General features: G+C 65.1%; 13 protein-coding genes. 5 read left to right on the top strand and 8 right to left on the bottom strand.

From position 1 onward, the window contains the following. The first annotated feature begins 2 nt into the window (after positions 1 to 2). Positions 3 to 443, top strand: coding sequence for a GFA family protein (locus AC1DS3_RS13595; protein ID WP_441639487.1), 441 nt, complete (start codon positions 3 to 5; stop codon positions 441 to 443). 231 nt (positions 444 to 674) lie between these two features. Here the strand turns inward: AC1DS3_RS13595 and AC1DS3_RS13600 are convergent, their stop codons facing one another. Both AC1DS3_RS13600 and AC1DS3_RS13605 read right to left on the bottom strand, forming a co-directional pair. Next, positions 675 to 1,622: a DMT family transporter gene (locus AC1DS3_RS13600; RefSeq protein WP_477127357.1), complete on the bottom strand. Its 948-nt coding sequence runs from the start codon at positions 1,620 to 1,622 to the stop codon at positions 675 to 677. A gap of 101 nt (positions 1,623 to 1,723) precedes the next feature. Continuing rightward, a complete protein-coding gene (locus tag AC1DS3_RS13605) occupies positions 1,724 to 2,251 on the bottom strand; it encodes a hypothetical protein (RefSeq protein WP_441639489.1) in 528 nt (175 codons plus the stop codon). 120 nt (positions 2,252 to 2,371) lie between these two features. Here AC1DS3_RS13605 and AC1DS3_RS13610 point away from each other — a divergent pair, with 120 nt between their 5' ends. Further along, positions 2,372 to 3,421, top strand: coding sequence for a DMT family transporter (locus AC1DS3_RS13610; RefSeq protein WP_441639490.1), 1,050 nt, complete (start codon positions 2,372 to 2,374; stop codon positions 3,419 to 3,421). 167 nt (positions 3,422 to 3,588) lie between these two features. Then, positions 3,589 to 4,353 (top strand): SDR family oxidoreductase, encoded by a 765-nt coding sequence (locus tag AC1DS3_RS13615; RefSeq protein ID WP_477127358.1) that lies wholly within the window; start codon positions 3,589 to 3,591, stop codon positions 4,351 to 4,353. A 44-nt stretch (positions 4,354 to 4,397) separates the two neighbouring features. On the opposite strand, the gene ada is transcribed toward AC1DS3_RS13615, so the two are convergent. From ada to AC1DS3_RS13630, 3 genes are all read right to left on the bottom strand, one after another. After that, complete coding sequence (gene ada, locus AC1DS3_RS13620) at positions 4,398 to 5,447, bottom strand: bifunctional DNA-binding transcriptional regulator/O6-methylguanine-DNA methyltransferase Ada (RefSeq protein ID WP_477127362.1); 1,050 nt, start codon at positions 5,445 to 5,447, stop codon at positions 4,398 to 4,400. A gap of 177 nt (positions 5,448 to 5,624) precedes the next feature. Then, a complete protein-coding gene (locus tag AC1DS3_RS13625; protein ID WP_477127359.1) occupies positions 5,625 to 9,467 on the bottom strand; it encodes a response regulator in 3,843 nt (1,280 codons plus the stop codon). Between the two features lie 2 nt (positions 9,468 to 9,469). After that, positions 9,470 to 10,648, bottom strand: a complete 1,179-nt coding sequence (locus AC1DS3_RS13630) for a response regulator (RefSeq protein WP_477127360.1) — start codon at positions 10,646 to 10,648, stop codon at positions 9,470 to 9,472. A 658-nt stretch (positions 10,649 to 11,306) separates the two neighbouring features. Here AC1DS3_RS13630 and AC1DS3_RS13635 point away from each other — a divergent pair. Continuing rightward, positions 11,307 to 11,726, top strand: coding sequence for a hypothetical protein (locus tag AC1DS3_RS13635; protein WP_441639494.1), 420 nt, complete (start codon positions 11,307 to 11,309; stop codon positions 11,724 to 11,726). 179 nt (positions 11,727 to 11,905) lie between these two features. Here AC1DS3_RS13635 and AC1DS3_RS13640 read toward each other — a convergent pair whose 3' ends face one another. From AC1DS3_RS13640 to AC1DS3_RS13650, 3 genes are all read right to left on the bottom strand, one after another. Beyond that, positions 11,906 to 15,103, bottom strand: coding sequence for a response regulator (locus tag AC1DS3_RS13640; RefSeq protein WP_477127361.1), 3,198 nt, complete (start codon positions 15,101 to 15,103; stop codon positions 11,906 to 11,908). Positions 15,104 to 15,243: 140 nt separating this feature from the next. Continuing rightward, positions 15,244 to 15,846: a response regulator transcription factor gene (locus AC1DS3_RS13645; protein WP_441639496.1), complete on the bottom strand. Its 603-nt coding sequence runs from the start codon at positions 15,844 to 15,846 to the stop codon at positions 15,244 to 15,246. A gap of 374 nt (positions 15,847 to 16,220) precedes the next feature. After that, positions 16,221 to 17,822, bottom strand: coding sequence for a methyl-accepting chemotaxis protein (locus AC1DS3_RS13650; RefSeq protein ID WP_441639497.1), 1,602 nt, complete (start codon positions 17,820 to 17,822; stop codon positions 16,221 to 16,223). 928 nt (positions 17,823 to 18,750) lie between these two features. Here AC1DS3_RS13650 and AC1DS3_RS13655 point away from each other — a divergent pair. Continuing rightward, on the top strand, positions 18,751 to 19,590 hold the full coding sequence (locus tag AC1DS3_RS13655) for a tetratricopeptide repeat protein (protein WP_441639498.1): 840 nt from the start codon (positions 18,751 to 18,753) through the stop codon (positions 19,588 to 19,590). Positions 19,591 to 19,839: the final 249 nt, after the last annotated feature.

Genomic DNA, 19,839 nt, shown 5'->3' on the forward strand with positions numbered 1-19,839 from the left:
CTATGCAGATTCCCGCTACGTTGGAGTGCCTTTGCGGCCGGGTGCAGCTGCGCATTGCCGGAGAACCGGTGGCGAGAGCCAATTGCCATTGCCAGGCCTGCCGGGATTTCTATGCCACGCCGGTGTTCGCCGCCACGGCCTGGGAGCCGGCCAACGTGGTGGTGGAGCGCGGCGGCCAGCACCTGGCCACCTATCACCATGCAACCCGGCAGCTCCAGCGCCAGTTTTGCCCGCAGTGCGGCGAGACGCTCTTTGGCATCAACCGGCTGGGTATGTCGGTGATCCCGAACACCCTCTTCGCGCGGGCCTGCGGCGGTGCGCTGCCGGATGCGCTGCAGCCGGCCATGCACCTGTTCTATCGCCATCGCGTGCTGGAAGTCGACGACGCCCTGCCCAAGTACCTCGACGGCTGGGATGGCCCGATGCACAAGGCCGGGTTCTGAGCCAGTAGCCAGTAGCCAGTAGCCAGTAGCCAGTAGCCAGTAGCCAGTAGCCGGGAGCCAGGGGCCCGGATGCCATCGGCAGTGCCAGGCCCCTTAAGCGTGTTCAGTCATGCGGGTGCGGGTGCGAATGCCCGTGCATGTGACCGGCGTCGGCGTCGGCCTCGACCATCACGATATTGAGCTTGCCCTGGCGCACGCCGCGTTCGCTGCGGATGGCATCCTCCCCGCGGCCTATTCCCGTTGCAGGACTGGCCGGTGCCGCGCAGGCATCGTCATGGCGGCTACGCCCGCGACGACACACGCCAGGCCGGCCCACGCCCCCGCAGCCAGCGATTCCCCAAGAAACACGATGCCGATGGCCACGCMGATCGGCACCCGCAGATAGGCTTGCGCCGTGGTGCCCACCGGCCCCAGCGTGCGTACCAGGCGGAAGTAGATGACAAAGGCCAGCGCGGTCGAAAACACGGATAGCGCCAGCAGCGCGGCAAGCGATGACAGCGACGGATGCAGCGTCCAGGGCCGGTCGATGGCCAGGCTTGCCGGCACCAGCAGCGCCGCCCCGACGAGCATCGAGCCCGCGGCGGGCGCGGCGGCGGGCAGGTCCTTGAACGCGCGCCCGTAGATGGCCGCGCCGGCGTAGCACACGGTAGCGGCAACGATCGCCAGTTGCGCAAGCAGTTGCTGCCCAAGGCCGCCCAGCGCGCTGGTGCCGACGATCAGGCAGATGCCCGCAAGCCCCGCCGCCACGCCGAACAGCTTGCGTGCCGTGATGCGCTCATGGCGCGTGACCAGCCAAGTGCCCAGTACGGCGATCACCGGCGATGCGGCGTTCAGGATCGTCGCCAGCCCCGCCGGCACCGATTGCTCCGCCCACGCGATGAGCGTAAACGGCACCACGCTGTTGAGCATGGCCTGCACCGCAAGGCGGCGCCAGACTGCCGCGCCGCGCGGGATCTGCATGCCTCTTGCCGCCATCCACGCCACCAGCAGCGCACCGGCGATCAACGTCCTGGCKGCAATCAGCGTGACCGGGGGAATCGTGGCCACGCCAAGCCGTATGAATGTGTAAGACGCGCCCCAGAGCGTGGACAAAGCCAGCAGCAGGGCCATGTCCAGCGCGCGGCCGCTGGCGCCTTGGGCGTGGTTGGCGCGTGCATCCGCGCTGGGCAGGGCTGGCATGGGGTTCTCTCCGGAAGGGCTCGCCGCCATTGTGGGCGCGCGCTGGGGGAGAACGTTTCAGCTTGTGGCGAAGCATGGATTGCAGGCCATGCCAACGCATATCAGTGCGCCCTGCTGGAATCCCCACCCAGCGGATCCTGCGTGATCTGCACCTGCCTCAGGATGCCCTGCTTGTCGAAGTAGCAATTGAACAGCGAGGACAGGTTGCCGTCCTGGCGGAAGCGATAGGACCAKACATCGCGCTGCATCAGCGGGTAGTACTGCACCGGATCGAGCGGCTTGCCGAAATGCTCTTCCACGTCGCGCTTGGTCCAGCTATCGACCTTGGCCTGGTAGATCTCGGAATTGACCAGCATCTGCCGGAAGTTCGTGAGTTTTCCGCCGGCATCGAAATCGGCCGCGTAGGCCTCATAGCCCAGCGGTTGCTTGGAGTAGATCCAGCGCGCGGAGCCATCGGCCAGCCGGTAGACACCGCTGGGCTCGCCGAAGGTCGCGCGCACCGCGCTTTCCGGGGAGCCGATCAGTTTCTGGCCTTCCTGCACCGGTTGCAGGATGGCGCAGGCTGGCAGCATCAGCAGCGCGGCCGCGCAGATCAGCCAGCCGCCCACGTATTGCGAGGGTGATTTCATAGCGTTCCAGAGTGGAAACCGCCATGCCCGGCATGGCGTCCAAGGCTGAAATATATAGCATCCCCCGCCAGCACGGCGTAGCGCGACAATACGGCATTGCCACGCCTTTCCACCTTGCCCATGGCCATCCGAACCGCCGCCCCTGCCCTGGCCGCCGCCCTGCTGTTTGGGGCAAGTACGCCACTTGCAAAGGCCCTGGCCGGGTCGATCCCGCCGTTGCTGCTGGCCGGCCTGCTTTACCTGGGCAGCGGGCTGGGGCTTGGCATCCTGCTGGCGCTGCGGCGCAGCATGACCGGCGCTGCCGCAATCCCGCTCACCGTGCCGCGCCACGAGACGCCATGGCTGCTGGGCGCCATCCTGGCCGGCGGCGTGGCGGGGCCGGCCCTGCTGATGACTGGCCTGGCCAGCACCAGCGCGGCATCGGCCTCCCTGCTGCTGAACGTGGAAGGGGTATTCACCGCGTTGATCGCCTGGCTGGTCTTCAGGGAAAACGCCAGCCGCCACATCGTCCTTGGCATGCTTGCCATCGTGGCGGGCGGCCTGCTGTTGTCCTGGCAGCCGGGCAGCCTGCGGTTGTCCGCCGGCGCCTTGCTGATCGTCGGCGCGTGCCTGTGYTGGGCCATCGACAACAACCTGACGCGCAAGGTGTCAAGCAACGACGCCATGCTGATCGCCTGCATCAAGGGGCTGGTTGCCGGACTGTGCAACACCGGGCTGGCACTGGCCGGCGGTGACCACCTGCCGGCGCTGCCCGCGCTGGGCGCGGCCATGATCATCGGGTTCCTCGGCTACGGCGTGAGCCTGGCGCTGTTCGTCATCGCGCTGCGGCTGCTGGGGACCGCCCGCACCGGCGCGTATTTCTCCGTAGCGCCGCTGTTCGGCGTGGCGATCGCGTTCGGCATGTGGCCGCAGGCTCCGCAGCCGGTGTTCTACGTGGCGGCGCTGCTGATGGCGCTGGGCGTATGGCTGCACCTGCGCGAGCATCATGAGCACGAGCACAGCCACGTGGCAACCGAGCACACCCACGCGCATCGCCACGATGCGCACCACCAGCACGCGCACGCCTTCGACTGGGACGGGCAGGAGCCGCACCGGCACCTGCACCGGCACGAGCCGCTGGTGCACAAGCACCCGCACTATCCGGATACGCATCACCGGCACTCGCACTGAGGCCAACATGGCCCTGAGCGAGGTTGCCGTTGTTGAAATCGGTGATCGGCGGCGGTGGTGTGTGGTGTCTTTCAATTTCGCCTGAATTCAATGCCAAGAAACGGAGTTCTTGCGCCTCAAGAGGCAGGCAGACTGACGGCTGATCGATTTGAACATAGGAAAGAACAATGAATGCGCTTGCGAACAAAGTCGCCATCGTCACCGGCGCCAGTTCCGGGATTGGACGCGCGACCGCGCTACTTTTCGCTCGTGAGGGCGCGGCGGTGGTCGTTGCCGCCCGTCGCAAGGCTGAGTTGGAAGACCTTGTGAGGGAAATCACTGGAAATGGCGGAACGGCTGCATACGTCGCAGGCGACGTCAGGGAGGAGGCATATGCACGAACTCTCGTGCAGACGGCCGTTGACCGTTTCGGTGGATTGGACATCGCGTTCAACAACGCGGGGACACTCGGCGAAATGGGGCCCACGCCGGGCGTCTCGGCGGCGGGTTGGGGCGAGACCATTGACACCAACCTCACCAGCGCGTTCTTTGGCGCGAAGTATCAGATCCCCGCGATGGAGCTTCGCGGCGCCGGAAGCCTCATCTTCACTTCGACGTTTGTTGGGTACACCGTCGGCTTCCCCGGCGTCGCAGCCTACGCTGCCAGCAAAGCAGGATTGATCGGGTTGACACAATCACTCGCCGCAGAGTTTGRACCGAAGGCCATTCGCGTCAATGCCATCCTTCCTGGCGGAGTAGACACGCCCATGGGGCGCACAATGAGTGCGTCGCCCGAAGCCATGGCGCATGTGGCAGGACTACACGCGCTCAAACGCATCGCTACGCCGGAGGAACTTGCGCAGTCGGTTCTCTACCTGGCGTCCGGCGCCTCGTCATTCATGACCGGCGCAGCGCTGCTGGTTGACGGAGGCGTGTCGATCAATCGCACCTGATGTTGTTGGGGCTTGCGCTGCTAGACGACTTTGGAGTGGCGGGACTATGCCTCGCGCTTGAGCAATTCCCGCTTGCGCGCAACGCCCCATCGATATCCGGAGATGTCGCCATCTCGCCGGACAACGCGATGGCAAGGAATGGCCACCGCGATATGATTTGCGCCGCAAGCCTGGGCAACTGCGCGCACGGCCTTCGGTGAACCTATACGCGCTGCGATCTCGGTGTAGCTGGCCGTTGCACCTGGCGGAATCTCGCGAAGCGCTTGCCAGACCCTCTCCTGGAACGCGGTACCTCGGACGTCGAGCGGAAGATTCAACCCGATTGCCGGCGCCTCGACGAAGCCAACAACGTTCGCGACCAATCGCTCGAAATCCGCGTCGCCGCCGACGAGACTTGCTTTGCGGAACAGATCCTGCAGATCACGCACGAGAAGGTCGGGGTCATCTCCCAACAAGATCGCGCAGATGCCCCGTTGGCTTTGCGCGACCAGGATGGCACCCAGTGAGCACTKGCCGACAGCGAAGCGGATTACCGCGTTCTGGCCGCCATCCCGATAGTCACGTGCGCACATGCCGAGCATGCCGGCGGATGCCTCGTAGAAGCGGCTGTTCGAATTGAACCCGGCCTCGTAGATTGCATTCGTGATGGTCTCGGCACCGGCGAGTTCCTCGCGGAGCCGCCGGGCGCGGGACGCGCTCGCGTACACTTTCGGCGTCAAACCAGTCTCGGCTTTAAATATCCGGTGGAAGTGAAACATGCTCATGCCAGCTTGCAGAGCCAGAGCTTCGAGATTGGGCTGGACCTCCGAGACTTCGATAAGCCGGCAAGCTTCGGCGACCAGGGCGGCACGCTGGGCAGCCGCGGCACTTCGGTCCGAAGAGACACGTCGGCTGGATCGGTAACCAGCGGCTTCCGCGGCTTCGGCGGAATCGAAGAACTCGACGTTCTCCCGTTTCGGGAGACGGGCCGAGGAACTCGGGCGACAGTAAATCCCCGTCGTCCTGACTCCGTAGACAAATTTGTCGTCTGCCGAAGGATCTCGCGCTGCCACGGCCGCCCATCGCTCGTCATCAAGCGAAGGAGCCCCTGGCATATTGGCATCTCCATGCATGATCACGTCCAGGAACTGCTTAGTGTGAGGACACTATAGTCCTCAATTCGATCGCAAGAACTCCGTTTCTTGCGATCGAAACGCCTCACGGCGTGCACTGCCACAAAGACCCGAAGTACCCGAAGCGATTCCCGCTATCCGGGGCTGCCGAGGCCGCCCCTAGGGCGCGGCGGCGCCGTCCAGCGTGGCCAGCGCCGCCGCGTAGTCGTAACGCTCGACCTGTGCCTGCAGGCGCTCGCAGCCTTCGGCGGACAGCAGGCGGGTAAAGATGTCCCGGTGGCGGGCAAAGGTGTGATTGGCCGCGCTGTCGCCCTCTTCCAGCTGTTCGCGCACAAGCTTGAGCACGGCCTCCTGCGTGACATCGGGATCCGCAAGCGGGCCGCACGCGTCTGGCGCGCCGGCATCCAACGCTGCGGGCCCGGTTGGCAGGTGCGTGCGCAAGGTCGCCAGCAATGGCAGGAAGGTGGTGCGCAAGGCGGCCAGCAGCGTGGCGGGATCGGGGCGCCCAGGCACGTGAGGGAGTTGCAGGCTCGCCTCCAGCGTGGCCGCCGCGCGCGAGACCGACATGGCGCCGAGATTGGCGGCCAAGCCCTTGAGCGAGTGCGCGAGCGACAACGCGCCGTCGCGGTCGCCGCGGGCCAGGCGCTCGCCGATCCGGTCCGGCATGTCGGCGTAGCCGCTGGCAAAACGCTCAAGCAACTGCCGGTAGACTTCCGCGCGGCCGCTGACACGGCCCAGGCCGCCGCCGACGTCAAGATGCGCAGAGCTTGCCAGCGCGTCCACCCAGGCCGGCCGGGACCCGGCTGGCGGGGCTGCGTCGTCGCCGCCCGGCACCGCCAGCCACTGGCGCAGCATGGCATAGAAGGCCGGCGGGCTGATCGGCTTGGCGATATGGTCGTTCATGCCGGCCGCCAGGCAGCGCGCCCGGTCCTCCGGCAACGCGTTAGCCGTCATCGCCACCACCGGCAGGCTTGCGAACTTCTMTTGCTCGCGGATGTGCCGGGTGGCTTCAAACCCGTCCATCACGGGCATCTGCACATCCATCAGGACCAGGTCGTAAGCGCCCGCCTGGAGCAGGTGCAGCGCCACGGCGCCGTTCTCGGCCGTATCGGGGTAGATGCCCGCGGCCTGCAGCAAGTGGACCGCGACCTCGCGGTTGATGTCGTTGTCTTCCACCAGCAGCACGCGCGCGCTCGGCAGCGCCGGCATGACGTCGAGCGCCGCCGAATGCGGCTCCGCCACCTCCGGTGGCGCGTCATTGTCCGGGGACAGCGTGCGCACTGTCGCCTCCAGCAGCAGGGACGCGCTCACCGGCTTGATCAACGTGGCGTCAAAGCCCGATCGCTCGCCCTCGCGCAAGACTTCCTCGCGGCCATGGGCGGTAATCATGACGCGGCGCGGGCGCGGGTGGCGCAGGCGCAGGGCGTCGATATGGCGAGCGGTCTCGATGCCGTCTAGGCCGGGCATCTTCCAGTCGATGAACACGGCCTGGTAGGGATCGGCGGCTTCGTCAGCCTGGGCGATCCTTGCCAATGCGGCCCGGCCTGAGGCGGCCTCGTCCACGCGGAAGCCAAAGTTGCGCAGCATGGCAATGATGACTTGGCGGGCGTAGTCGTGATCGTCCGCCACCAGCAGGCGGCAGCCCGCCAGCTGTGGCGCGACCATGGCGCTGGCAGGCCGCTTCTTGCCCGCCAGCAGGTCCAGCTCGAACCAGAAGCTGCTGCCCTGGCCCGGGGTGCTTTCGACCCCGAGGGTGCCGCCCATCAGCTCCACCAAACGGCGGCAGATGGCCAGGCCCAGGCCGCTGCCGCCGTAACGCCGGGTAGTCGAGGTGTCGGCCTGCTCGAAACTCTGGAACAGGCGCGAGCGGATCGCGGGATCGATGCCGATACCAGTGTCGCGCACCTCGAAACGCAAGCGGATGCGGGGCTGGCATTGCCCTGCGCCGCGGCGCTCGACGCGTATGACGATTTCACCCTGGTGGGTGAACTTGACCGCGTTGTTGGCGAAGTTGATCAGGATCTGGCGCAGCCGCAGCGGATCGCCGCGCAGCGAGTCCGGCACGTCCGGCGCGACTTCGACGATCAGCTCGAGGTGCTTGGCCACGGCCCGATCGGCCACCAGGTCGCTCACCGTGCGCAGCATCCGCTCCAGCGAAAAATCGATCCGTTCGATCTCCAGCTTGCCGGCCTCGATCTTCGACAGGTCGAGGATGTCATCGATGATCTCGAGCAAATGCTGGCCCGAATGCTGGATCTTTTCCAGGTAGCCGCGCTGCTTGTCGTCGAGCCGCGTGCGCAGCGCCAGATGCGCCATGCCGATCACCGCGTTCATCGGGGTACGGATCTCATGGCTCATATTGGCCAGGAAGCTGGCCTTGGCATGCGCGGCGCTCTCCGCGGCCTGCTTGGCCACGACCAGCTCGGCATTGGTCTCGGCAAGCTCGCGCGTACGTTCCTCGACGCGGCGCTCCAGCGTCTGGGACAGCGAGGTCAGCCGGTGGTTGGCCTCGACCTGCTCCGTGATATCGATGCCCACCGCGCCGACCCCCACCACCTCATGGGTAGCCGGGTTGCGCACCGGGAAGCGCGTCACCTGGAGATGGCGCTCGCCATGGGGCGTCTCCATCGCGTAGACGTGCTCCTCGGCCTTGCCCGAGGACATCACGCGCGCCTCCATTTCCCGGCGTGCCTGCGCGACATCGGGGTTGGCGCCGAAATCCCAGTCGGACCTGCCCAGGACTTCGCTCTCGCTCGCGCCGAGCAGCGCCTGCATCGCCGGGTTAAGGGCCAGCATGGCGTGACCGCGGTCCTTGAGCGACATGATGGCGGGCGAGTGCTCGAGCATCGCGCGCATCCTTTCCTGGCTTTCCGCCAGGCGCCTGCCGTCGCGCCGCGCGATCCACGTGGCGGTGCCGATCAGCAGCAGGATGATGGCCGTCAGTGCCGCCAGGACGTCGCGGGTAAACAGGTATGGGGCGAACGCTTCGCCCATGTCCTGCTCCACGATCAAACCCATCTCCAGACCGGGGACCCAGATGCCTGCGCCCGCGGCCCGCTGGCCACGGTAGTCGGCGTAGTCGTAGGCAAGCACAGAGGAATGGTCGCGCAGCAAGCGCTCGGCAACCAGGGTCAGCGGGCCGCCCGGCTGGGCGCTGCCCCCGTCCTTGCCACTTTGGCCAGGGACCCGTGCCCATACATTGAGCATGGACGCGGTGCCCGGCGCCAGCCGGCCCTTGGCCTCCAGCTCCGGGCCGAAACGGCTGGGCGACACCAGCCGGCCCCGGGCGTCGATGGCGTAGAGCTCACCGGTGCGGCCGAACTGGCCGGCCGCAATGATCGGCAGCATCACGGCACCGGGATCCAGCCGCAGGCATAGCACGCCAATGGCGCGTCCCGCGTCCAGCAACCGGGCGCACACCACCTGGAACGGCAGGTCCGTCAGCGTGCCCCAGGGGTCCCGGGTTCGCTCCGGGGCAGGATAGGGCGGCGAGGCCGCGCTGCCCTCTTCCAGCGCCCGCCGGGCCGTCTGGGCAGGCTCCGGCAGGAGCAAGCGGCCGGTGCGGCCGGGCAGCTCCGACGCCACGATCTTGAGGTCTGGCGTAGCCAGGACATAACCGAGGTAGCCATTGCTCTGGAAGACTGGTGTCACCCATTGCTCGAACCTGGCCACGGCCTCGCCATCCGGCAACGGCTGGCCCGGCGCCAAGAGCAGCGGGCGCGCGAGCCTGAGCGCCTCTGGCAGGCGCGCGACCCGCTCGGCCCGCCGCTGTTGCTCGCCGCTCCAGAGCCCCAGCAGCCGCGCGTTCGTCGCCAGCATCGACTCCACCCGCGCGCCCAGGCTGGCCCGGTCGTTCTCGTACACCAGCTGGGTGGCGCCGCCAGCCAGCAGGCAGACGGTCACCACCAGCAGCATGGGATAGGTGTAGCGCCGGATACCGGCGCGCGTCGCCGCCCGCCTGCGCCAGGCAGCCAGGAATGCAGAGGCAGATGCGGCGATCATGCTTAAGGCGTCGTAGCGGTCGTGGCAGTCGTGGCGGGATAGCCATTGGCGGCCAGCAATGCCGCCTCGCGCGCATGGTCGGCGTCGGTGTCCGCGTAGCGCTGCGAAATGGCCAGGAACTCCGGCGCGATGGCCAGGAACGCGTCCACCATGTCCGGATCGAAATGACTGCCGCGCCCTTCGCCGATCATCCTCACCGCCTGCTCGTGGGGAAACGCGGGCTTGTAGACGCGCCGGCTGATGAGCGCATCGTAGACATCGGCGATCGCCATCAGGCGCGCGGAGACCGGAATCGCATCGCCCGACAACCCGTCGGGGTAGCCGCTGCCGTTCCATTTCTCCTGGTGATAGTGCGCGATCTCGCGGGCGTAGCGCAGGAAGGAGTTGGGGGTGCCGCACTGTGCCTCGGCATGCGCAATGGCGTCCCGCCCCAGCGTGGTGTGGGTCTTCATGACCTCGAACTCTTCGGGGGTCAGCTTGCCGGGCTTGAGCAGGATGCGATCGGGGATGYCGACCTTGCCGATGTCGTGCAGCGGCGCCGATTTGAACAGCAGTTCGATGGTCTCGTCGTTGAGCTCCTCGCAAAAGCGAGGATGGTGGCGCAGCGCCTGCGCCAGGCGGCGCACGTAGTGCTGGGTGCGCCGCAGGTGGTTGCCGGTTTCGTTGTCGCGCGTCTCCGCCAGGGATGCCATGGCCATGATGGTGACGTCCTGGATCACGGAGATCTCCCGCAACCGCCGCTGCACCTCCTGCTCCAGGTAGGCCGATTTGTCCCGGAGGAAATCCCTGGCGTTCTTGAGGGTGAGATGGGTAGCGATGCGCGCGTGCATCACCAGCGGGCTGAGCGGCTTCATGATGTAGTCCACCGCGCCCACCTGGAACCCGCGCGTCTCGTCGTGCTCACCGGTACGGGACGTCAGGAAGATTACCGGCACGTCCATCGTGGCCGGGTTCGCCTTGAGCTGCCGGCACGCTTCGTAGCCATCCATGTCCGGCATCATCACGTCAAGCAAGATCAGGCTTGGCGGCGCCGCCGTAGCGATGCGCACCGCCGCGCTGCCCGAGGTCGCCACCTTCACCCGATAGCGATCCTGAAGCAACGCGGCCATCATCGCGATGTTTTCTGGAAGATCATCCACCACAAGAATCGTGGGCTGGGCGTCGGCATTATCAGAGCGCATGGGGAGATTCAGGTCGGGATACTTGCCGGGCAGGCAACAAGACGGCGTTTCCGGCGCGCTTCGAAAGACATGCCGTCATATTGCGTTGACATAGCGGATTACTCGCACCGGTTCGCTTTTCGCCCGGACTTGGCCACAGATTGCACGGGACGCAACAACCCCAGGCGTCCCGGCCCCTGTCTTGCCATAACGGCCATCTCGCGCCGCAATTCAGCCCCCTCTTGCGGAGGGGATCAAGTATTGGCATCCGCTGCCGTTAACCCCACTCCGGGCGGCGTGGCAAAAAAAAAGCCCACCGAGGTGGGCTTTCCCAAGAGAAACGGACATCGGTCGCATGGCATTGACACTGACACCCCCGCAATCGCTTCAATGCACGCCGACTACGTCAAAAGACGTGTCCGCATTGCCGGCACCGCCACACGCCATGTGCCAAACCGGCATGTTGCCCGGCCAACAGCGAGTCCATGCAGGCATCGAGGCCCGTCTTTCGCTGAATCGAAGCAACGGCCGCATTGTCACGAGTTCCCGCTGGACCGGAAAGAGTAAAAATACTCTCCTCCTCCCCCATTTCTCCCCCTGGCAACGGAAGCGAATACCGGGTGCGCGACCTGAGTAATTCCACTCTTTCGCGGCAGCCGTCGCCAAGCCATCATGAGGCATGGAAACGCATCAACAAACTGTTCGCCATACCCTGCGCATCGACCAGTGGATGACGGCGGTGGGCAGCGGCGAAACCTCGCTGGCGTATGACGACTGGTTAAGCGGMGTGCTCAATGCGCTGGCGCCCGGGCCGCCGGAGCACGCGATATGGATCGTGACCCGGGAAGGCAAGAACGAGTTCCGGCTCCAACATCGCGCGCGCTATGAGGTACGGCATCCGAGGATCGGCATCCGGCGCTTCGTTTGCGCGGTCGACAGCGACGCGACATTGATCGCCTTCGAGAACACGATCTCCGGTGTCCGCTACCCATGGGTGACGATCGACGGCGCATTCACGCAGGCTGAACTGTGGTCGCTCAGGTTGCTGTCCACCGGACTCGACCTGTGCGCTGCCCCGGTCGGTGTGGAGAGCCGCTGAAACGTTGGCGACTCCGGGGCACGATGTCACGGCCGCCCCCCCTTTTTTCCGGTCCAGAGCGTGCCTGGCGTGTGAGGCTTACCAGCATGGCCGATTCTTGCAGGGAAACAGCACTCCCCTGTGTCCCCTCCTGCGGATGAAGCGCCAGATTCACGCGCCGGGATGGCTCTGGACTCTTTTTATACCGCGCCCACGGCGCACGCGGAGCGCAGGTTGGCGATCAGCGCCGGGAAGTCCCGGGCCAGCGTGGAGAGCGCCACGGCATCCGCCCGGTCATCCTGCAAGCCACGGTCCAGCACCGAACATGCCTGCGCGAGCTCGGCTGCCCCAAGCATGCCGAGCACGGCCTTCATGCCATGGACATGCAGGCTTGCCTGGCCAAAGTCGCCAGCCCCGATGGCCTCATGGATCCGCGTTACCACGTCCGCGCGTTCGGCGCATACGCGCCTGGCCAGATTGATGTAAATATCCTCGCGGCCGAACAAGAGCTTGATCCCCGCGGCGGCATCCAGTCCCGGTACGCCCTTCAGGGCCTGCGTCACCGCCAACGCCTGTGGCCTCGCCTGCGCCGCCATCGCCGTTCCCGCGCMAGCCGGGCTGCGAGCCGCGCCCGATGGCGCGGCGTCGGGCGGCAGCCATGCCGCAATGGTGCGGAACATCGCCTGTGCGTCAATCGGCTTTGAAATGTGATCGTTCATCCCGCCCTTGATGCAGCGGATGCGGTCCGCCGACATCGCGTCCGCCGTCAGCGCCAGCACCGGCAGGGCATGAAGACCCAGCCCGTGGCGAATCGCGCCGGTGGTCTCGATACCGTCCATGCCCGGCATATGGATGTCCATCAGCACGATATCGAATGCGTGTTCCTTGAGCGCCACCAGCGCCCGCTGACCGTCGCCGGCAACATGCACGTCCATGCCCGCCAGTTCGAGAAGATCCCGCGCGACCTCCTGATTGATCGGATTGTCTTCGACCAGCAGCACCCTGCGCCCGTGCAACGCCTGCCATGCCGGCCCGGCGAGAGAGCTGCAATCCGACGGTGCCATGGCCGTATGCGAAAGCTTGGCGCCCGGAGCGGCCGCCCGGTCCGCTCCCGCCATCTCCAGCGACACCTCGAACGAGAAGAGGCTTCCCACGCCAGCCTGGCTCCGCGCGAAGACGCGCCCGCCCATGAGCTCCGCCAGCTTCTTGCTGATCACGAGCCCTAGCCCCGTGCCTTCGAAGCGGCGGTTCATCGCGCTATCCAGTTGCTGGAACGGCGTGAAAAGCTCGGGCAACGCATCCGGAGCAATGCCCACGCCCGTGTCTTCGACCTCGAAACACAAGCCGATATGGCTGCCGCGGTTGAGCGTCTCCCTGACTCGGAGGGAGACCTCGCCGCGATCCGTGAACTTCAGCGCATTGCTCAGGAAATTGATCAGGATCTGCCCGACCCGCAGCGGATCGCCGACAAGCCGAAGCGGAATCGCGGGAGACGTGGAAATGGACATCATGATGCCTTTCGCTTCCGCCGTTTCCCAGAACAGGCCAGTGACACGATCCAGCAGTTCAGACAGGTAGAACTCGCGCGCGTCGATGGTGAGCTTTTCCGCCTCGATCTTCGAGAAATCCAGGATATCGTTGACGATCCCCAGCAAGTGCCCGGCGGATGCGCCGATGCGCACCAGATAGCGCTCCAGCTTGTCCGCGCGTTCGCGGTTGAGCGGGTCCAGCGCCAGATACGACATGCCGATGATGGCATTGAGCGGCGTCCTGATCTCGTGGCTCATATTGGCCAGGAACTTCGCCTTGACGCGTGCGGCCGATTCCGCCGCCTCGCGGGCTGCCGTCAACTGCTGCGTTCGCTCTTCGACGCGTGCTTCCAGCGTGTTGGTCAGCACCTCCAGGGCCTGCCGGGTGCGCTCCTGCTCGGTGATATCGGCGACCACGGTACCGACGCCGATGATGCCCGCGTCGTCAGGCCCGCGCACCGGGAACTTGACCACGCGGAAGATGCGCTCTTCGCCGTCCCGCGGGCTGGTCGTATGCACCTGGTTTTGGGGTAGTCCGCTGGCCAGTACCAGCTCGTGCATAGCGCGGCTGATCTGTGCGATGCGGCGATTCGGGATGATGTCCCAGACGCGGCATCCCACGGTAACGCCTGGCGCCACCCCGAGGCCTTCCTCATAAGCGCGATTGGCCATGATGCCCACGCCCTCGGGGCTCATGTAGGCCAGCCCGGTCGGCACATGCTGGCGGAATGCGCGCATGCGCTCCTCGTTCTCGCGCACGCCGCGGCGCGCGCGCCACTGGAATGCCGCCAGCGCAAGGATCAGACCGATCGCGATCGCGGTAAGACCCACGATCGCCGTGCGAACCAGGAAGTAGGACTGATAAGCTTCGTCAACCTGCAGCTCGACGACCAGCCCCATGTCCTGGTCAGCCAACCATCGGCTAGCCCCGATGACCTTGTGTCCGTCGTAGCCGTCATAGCCCTCGGCGTCCACCGCCTCCTTGCCTCTATCCATCAGCAGTTGCAACGCAAGTTTCGTCGGGGCATCGCCGGGGCGGCCGCGCACCGGCGGATCGGCGGCAGGCCGGTTGCCGGGCACTCTCGCCCATAGCGCCTCAGCGACGTCCCGCCGCGTACGATCGGGCGCGCCCTCGCGCTCCGAGGCGCGGATCGGGGAGAGAATGCGGGCAGAGGAATCGATCACGTAAGCCTCGCCCGTTTCGCCTATCCGGCCCGCCTTGAGAATCTTGAACAGCCTCACGTAGGGATTGATACGCAGGCACAGGAAGCCAGCGACCCGTCCATCCGCATCGATGCGCGCGCACGCAAGCTGATAGAACATCCCGGCGGGCTGTTCGACGCCCTGAACCATGAGCGGCAGCGTCGAGACAGTGGGCCGCGAGATGGCAACGCCGAGCGCCTGCGCCCCCCGCAACGTGCGTACGGTCTGCTCGGTCAAGTTGGAGAAGTGGGCATAGCGCGGGCTGCTCGTCGCGAGAACGGCATGGTCCGCCCGGATCAGGGCATAACCGTCGAAGCCCCGGCTCCTGTAGATCGGCAGGATCCACTGATCGAATTCAGCCAGCAGATCGGCCCGGCCGGGATCGGCCAGGATACGTTTCACCAGTTTTATCAGGGCGGGGTTCTCGGCAATGGTCCCGACTCGCGCCGCCGAATCCTCTCCCATCGTCCGGTCCAGGTCCGATATCGCCTGCAGCACGGCTTTCAGGCGGCTTTCGGCACTCCGGTGAAATTGCTTTTCGAGGCCCCGGAGCACCTCGTGGCTCAAGACCAGCAGCAGCGCGACGGCGACCGCCGTCATGACGAGATTTTGGCGGACCTCTCTCCCGCCTGTCCCTCGCAGACTCCTGAAGTAACGCTTGATCATGATTTCCTGCGACGAGTCGCGAAGCATAAAAGCGGCGGCAGCGTTCCTGCCCCGTGCCGGCAGCTGACGGGCCCTTGATTTCTGGCTTTCGCGACTTCTATTTCATTGGCGGCCTGGCAGGATGGGTCAATCAGGATGGGTCAATCGAGCAGCAGCGTTGTCAATTCAATCGCGGATTTGACCTGCAGTTTCTCCATCAAGTGCGCCCGGTGATTTTCCACGGTGCGCACGCTGATTCCCAGTTCCATGGCAATCGCTTTGCTGGTCTTGCCAGTCGTGACATGCCAGGCAACGACGCGCTCCTTCGGGGTCAGGAGTGCAAGCCGGGTGCTTTTGTCGGCCGAGGCCAGCCTCTGCGCGAACATCTGGCGGCTGCGTTCCAGCGCGCCTCGCACCTTTTGTACCAGCATGGCGCCATCGACGGGCTTCTCCAGAAAATCGAGCGCGCCCGCCTTGATCGCCTTGACCACCGAAGAGACCTCGGAGTAAGCGGAAACAAAGATGGTAGGCGGAAGAACGCCCATGCCGGCCAACTCGCTCTGCACCTGCAGGCCGCACATCCCCGGCATGCGCAGATCGCAGACCAGGCATTCAACCGGCGCCGGCCGGTACGATTCGACAAAATCGCGAGCGGAAACAAATGTCCTGATATCCGTGCCAAGGCCACGAAGCAACTCATGGTATGTCCAGAGCACAATGTCATCGTCGTCGACTAAATAAATTACGGGTCGTTCAACTGCCACAGCCTACGTCTCCAATTCCTGGCTCCCTGCGACCGGATGTCGGCCTGCCGGCACGTTCACATACTGTGCGATGCGGCCAGGCGGACCCATGGCGCCGATGCGGCCAATGGGGCACCTGAGAAGCCCGACACCCACCGGCACAGTAGGCCATCATGATGGCGAAGTTGAAATTGGGTAATCCCCGATGTAGCTGGCAAAGAACGAAACCGAAGACATCTCAATTCCGGCGCTTCGATTTGTCAGGAGGCTGAATAGCGCAATCTACCCCGGCGTGCGGCGCGGTGGAATGTGCTGCCTTGGCCTCCGCCCTATGATGAGGAGCGGGCATTACGATGAAATTCAATGACTGTGAGCCAGCATAAGAATCACGTTTTTCAATGTGCCAGCGGCACCCGGGATGACGCCGGGGCACCGGACCCGGGCAGGCGGAAGAACGCCACCACCTCGTTGAGCTCCTGGCCCTGTTCCTGCAGCGCGCGGGATGCGCTGGCGGCTTGTTCCACCATGGCAGCGTTCTGCTGGGTCACCTGGTCCATCTGCGAGATCGCCTGGTTCACCTGCTCGATGCCGCGGCTTTGTTCCATCGACGCGCTGGCAATGTCTTCCACGATGCTGCTCACACGCGCGACCGCCTTGGTCACCGAATTCATGGTCTGCCCGGCTTCGCCCGCCAGCGTGGAGCCATCCTGGATCTGCTGGAGAGAGCCCGCGATCAGTTCCTTGATCTCCTTGGCGGCGCTTGACGAGCGCTGCGCGAGGCTGCGCACCTCGCTGGCCACCACGGCAAAGCCGCGGCCTTGCTCACCGGCGCGGGCAGCTTCCACCGCGGCGTTGAGCGCCAGGATATTGGTCTGGAAGGCGATGCCTTCGATCATGCCGGTGATGTCGGCAATCTTGGAGGAGCTGGCGCTGATGCCCTGCATCGTATCGACGACGCGGCCAACCGCCGTGCTGCCGCTCTGCGCGATATCGGCAGCCTCCCGGGCCAGTTCGTTGGCTTGCCGTGCGTTCTCGCTGCTCAGGCGCACCGTGGTGGTCAGTTCTTCCATGCTGGCGGCGGTTTCCTCGAGCGAGGCCGCTTGCTCTTCGGTGCGCTGGCTCAGGTCCGCATTGCCCGCGGCGATCTCCGCCGACGCCCCGGCGATGCTTGCGCTGCTCTGGCGCACGCGGGAAACGATCTGCGTCAGGCGCTCGTTCATGTCGCGCAGGGCCGACAGCAGGCGGCCGGTCTCGTCTCGTGCCACCACGGCAATCTGGCTGCCCAGATCGCCGCGCGCTACCGTTTGCGCCACGTCCACGGCCGTTTGCATGGGCCGGGTGATGGAGCGCGTGATCAGCAGGCCGCCCACCGCGGCAAGCACCACGGCAGCCATGGACATGACGATCAGCAGGTCGCGCTGCGCGGCGTAGTCCTCCTCCAGCTTGTGCACCGTATCGACCTGGCGGCCTTTGGTGAACTCGGTATAGGCGTCGGTCGCCTTGACCAGCGCCCCCAGCAAGGGGCGGCATTCGTCGTTCATCTTGAGGGTGGCCTCGTCGCGCTTGGCAGCAAGCGCGAGGTCGACGATGGCGATGGCCACGGGACCATAGCGCGACTCCACGCGGTCGATCTCGCGCACCAGGTTGCGTGCGGTGTCACTGGCGTCGCTGGTGCCCGACACCATGTCCTTGAGCTTTGCCAGCTGCGCTTGCACATCTTCATGCGCGCGCAATGCTGCTGCCTTCTCCAGGGCCAGGTCCTCGGGGCGGGTGACAAGCACCAGGTTGCGCGCCGCGATAGCGCGCCGGTCGACAGCGGTCCGCACCTGCGCGGCAACTTCGGCGCGCGCGTTGATGCCATGCAGGTAGCTGGAAAAGCCGTCCGTGGTCTGGCTCAGCGCGCGTAGCGACAAAGCGGAAATGGATAGCGCGATGATGGCTAGCAGGCTAAAGCTCAGCAGGAGCTTGCCCTTGATGGTCAGGCTGTTGAAATGCACGATTTGATCCCCTTGTCCCATAGGGACGTTGGCGCTGCGGAATGGCCCGTGAGTCATGGCTTGAATCGCCAATGCGAACCGTTGCGCTGCAATCCCGTTCCCGCCTTTCCTATTTGTGATGATCCGGGCGATCGTCTTCGCGTCGCGCCATCTTGTTATGCTCTAAGCAGCACAATTCCGAGAGCATACGGAACCACGCTGCAGAATGGCTAACGGCAGGAAATCGGAAGATTCCCCCCCTCCTGGAGGGGGGACAGGTTTTATGGGATTTGGTGCAAGTAGCGCCAGGGCCGCTTTGGAACCGGAGAGCATTAGCGCTTTTCTTGATGAACCAAGGATGAGCGCGCGGAAATACGGACTCAGGGTGCTCGTCCGCGTGAGTTTGCCAATCACCTCCTGGCATGCCTTGCGAGCGTTCCCTTTGCGGTTGGCGAGCCCCTGCCACTGCTCAGGCCATATGGTGGCTAGCTAGCCGGGCATTTATTTGTGCGGTTCAGCATCGCCACGCCTTGCTACATCCTGGCAGAGATCATCATTTTTGGTATAAATCTTAAATTTAGAAGATTTATCTTACAATAAGGCATCGCTTGGGCGGCGAATTCCGTGATCACCGCAATCTCTCTCGTACCGATCCAATTAGCCGGCGCGGTATCCATCGAGGATGGCACCGATATGCGCCATCCGATCTGGGATTTACCGACTTCGTCAGGTAGTTGTTCTGAAAGTCATCTCGCTGTCCGGACGCATTGATATCGGCGCGGTGACAGGCCCGGGCATGACGGTTGAATCCGCTCGAAGCGACCGGCTGGCAACCGGTTGGCGACGGGTGCAGCGCCCGGCGCGGCCGACGCTTGCATTTTAGGACTTGTCCTAGTCTATTGACGGCATGCCACCAGTAAGCTGGCGCCCTGTTTTACCGAGAACCGAAATGAAGCAAAACGACACACGCCGTACCTTGACGCTCGGACTCGCCGCCATATCCATGGCTGCGGGCAGCGTCTGGGCTGGAGAGGCCGAGGACCTGTACGCGGCGATGATCGGTGGCAAGTGCGAGCCCGCCGCCACCACCTTGCAAGCGCGCGCCAAAGCTGGCGTGGCCGCGGCCCAGGGCCATCTGGGCATTGCCTATATTCGCGGMGCCTGTGTCAAGGAGGACATGAAGGCGGGCGTGGCTTGGCTGCGCAAAGCCGCCGAGCAGGGCGACGCGGATTCGCGCAATGAGCTTGGCAATCTCTATTCGTCGGGCGACGGCGTGCCCAAGGATTTTGCGCAGGCGAGGCGCTGGTTCCGCCTGGCGGCCGAGCAAGGCTACGGGCCGGCCCAGTACAACCTGGCGCTCCAGTACCACTTCGGAGAAGGTGGGCCGGTGGATGATCGCGAGACGGTCAAATGGCTGCGCAAGGCGGCCGTGCAGGGCCTTGCGGACGCGCAAGCGAACCTGGGCGGCATGTTGATCAAAGGCGAAGGCGTGGTCCTGAGCAACAAGCGCGAAGGTGTGGAATGGCTGCGCAAGTCCGCCATGCAAGGGCATGCCACCGGCCAGAATAACCTGGCGGCCGCCTACGAGAATGGCTTCGGCGTGGCGCGCAACATGGTGCTGGCCTACGCCTGGGTGCTGCTGTCGACCCGCGAGGCCAAGCCGGGTTCGGAAGACATGGCGTTGCGCACCGGGATGGCCGCGGAACTGAGTGCCAAACAGCGGGCCGAGTCTGAGCGGCTGGCGCGCGAGTGGAAGGTGGGACAAGACCTCACGACGACAATGCCATGAACGGAGGATGAGCCGCAGCAGACCATCGACCATCGACCATCGTCGAATGGTCTCTGCATCAACGTCTTAAGGACCTGGCGTGCACCAATCCACTCGCTAGCGCAGGATACCCGCGTGCGGAGATGCGAAACCGTCTCCTGCCATTTCGCCACCTACGAAGCGACCCGCACGAAAATCGGATGAACCTTATGAAAAGGCGGTATCCAGCACCGGCGCAACGCCAGCGCTGCGCGTGGGGGTGTGCACAAG

Source organism: Cupriavidus sp. 01L46, from assembly GCF_056399905.1.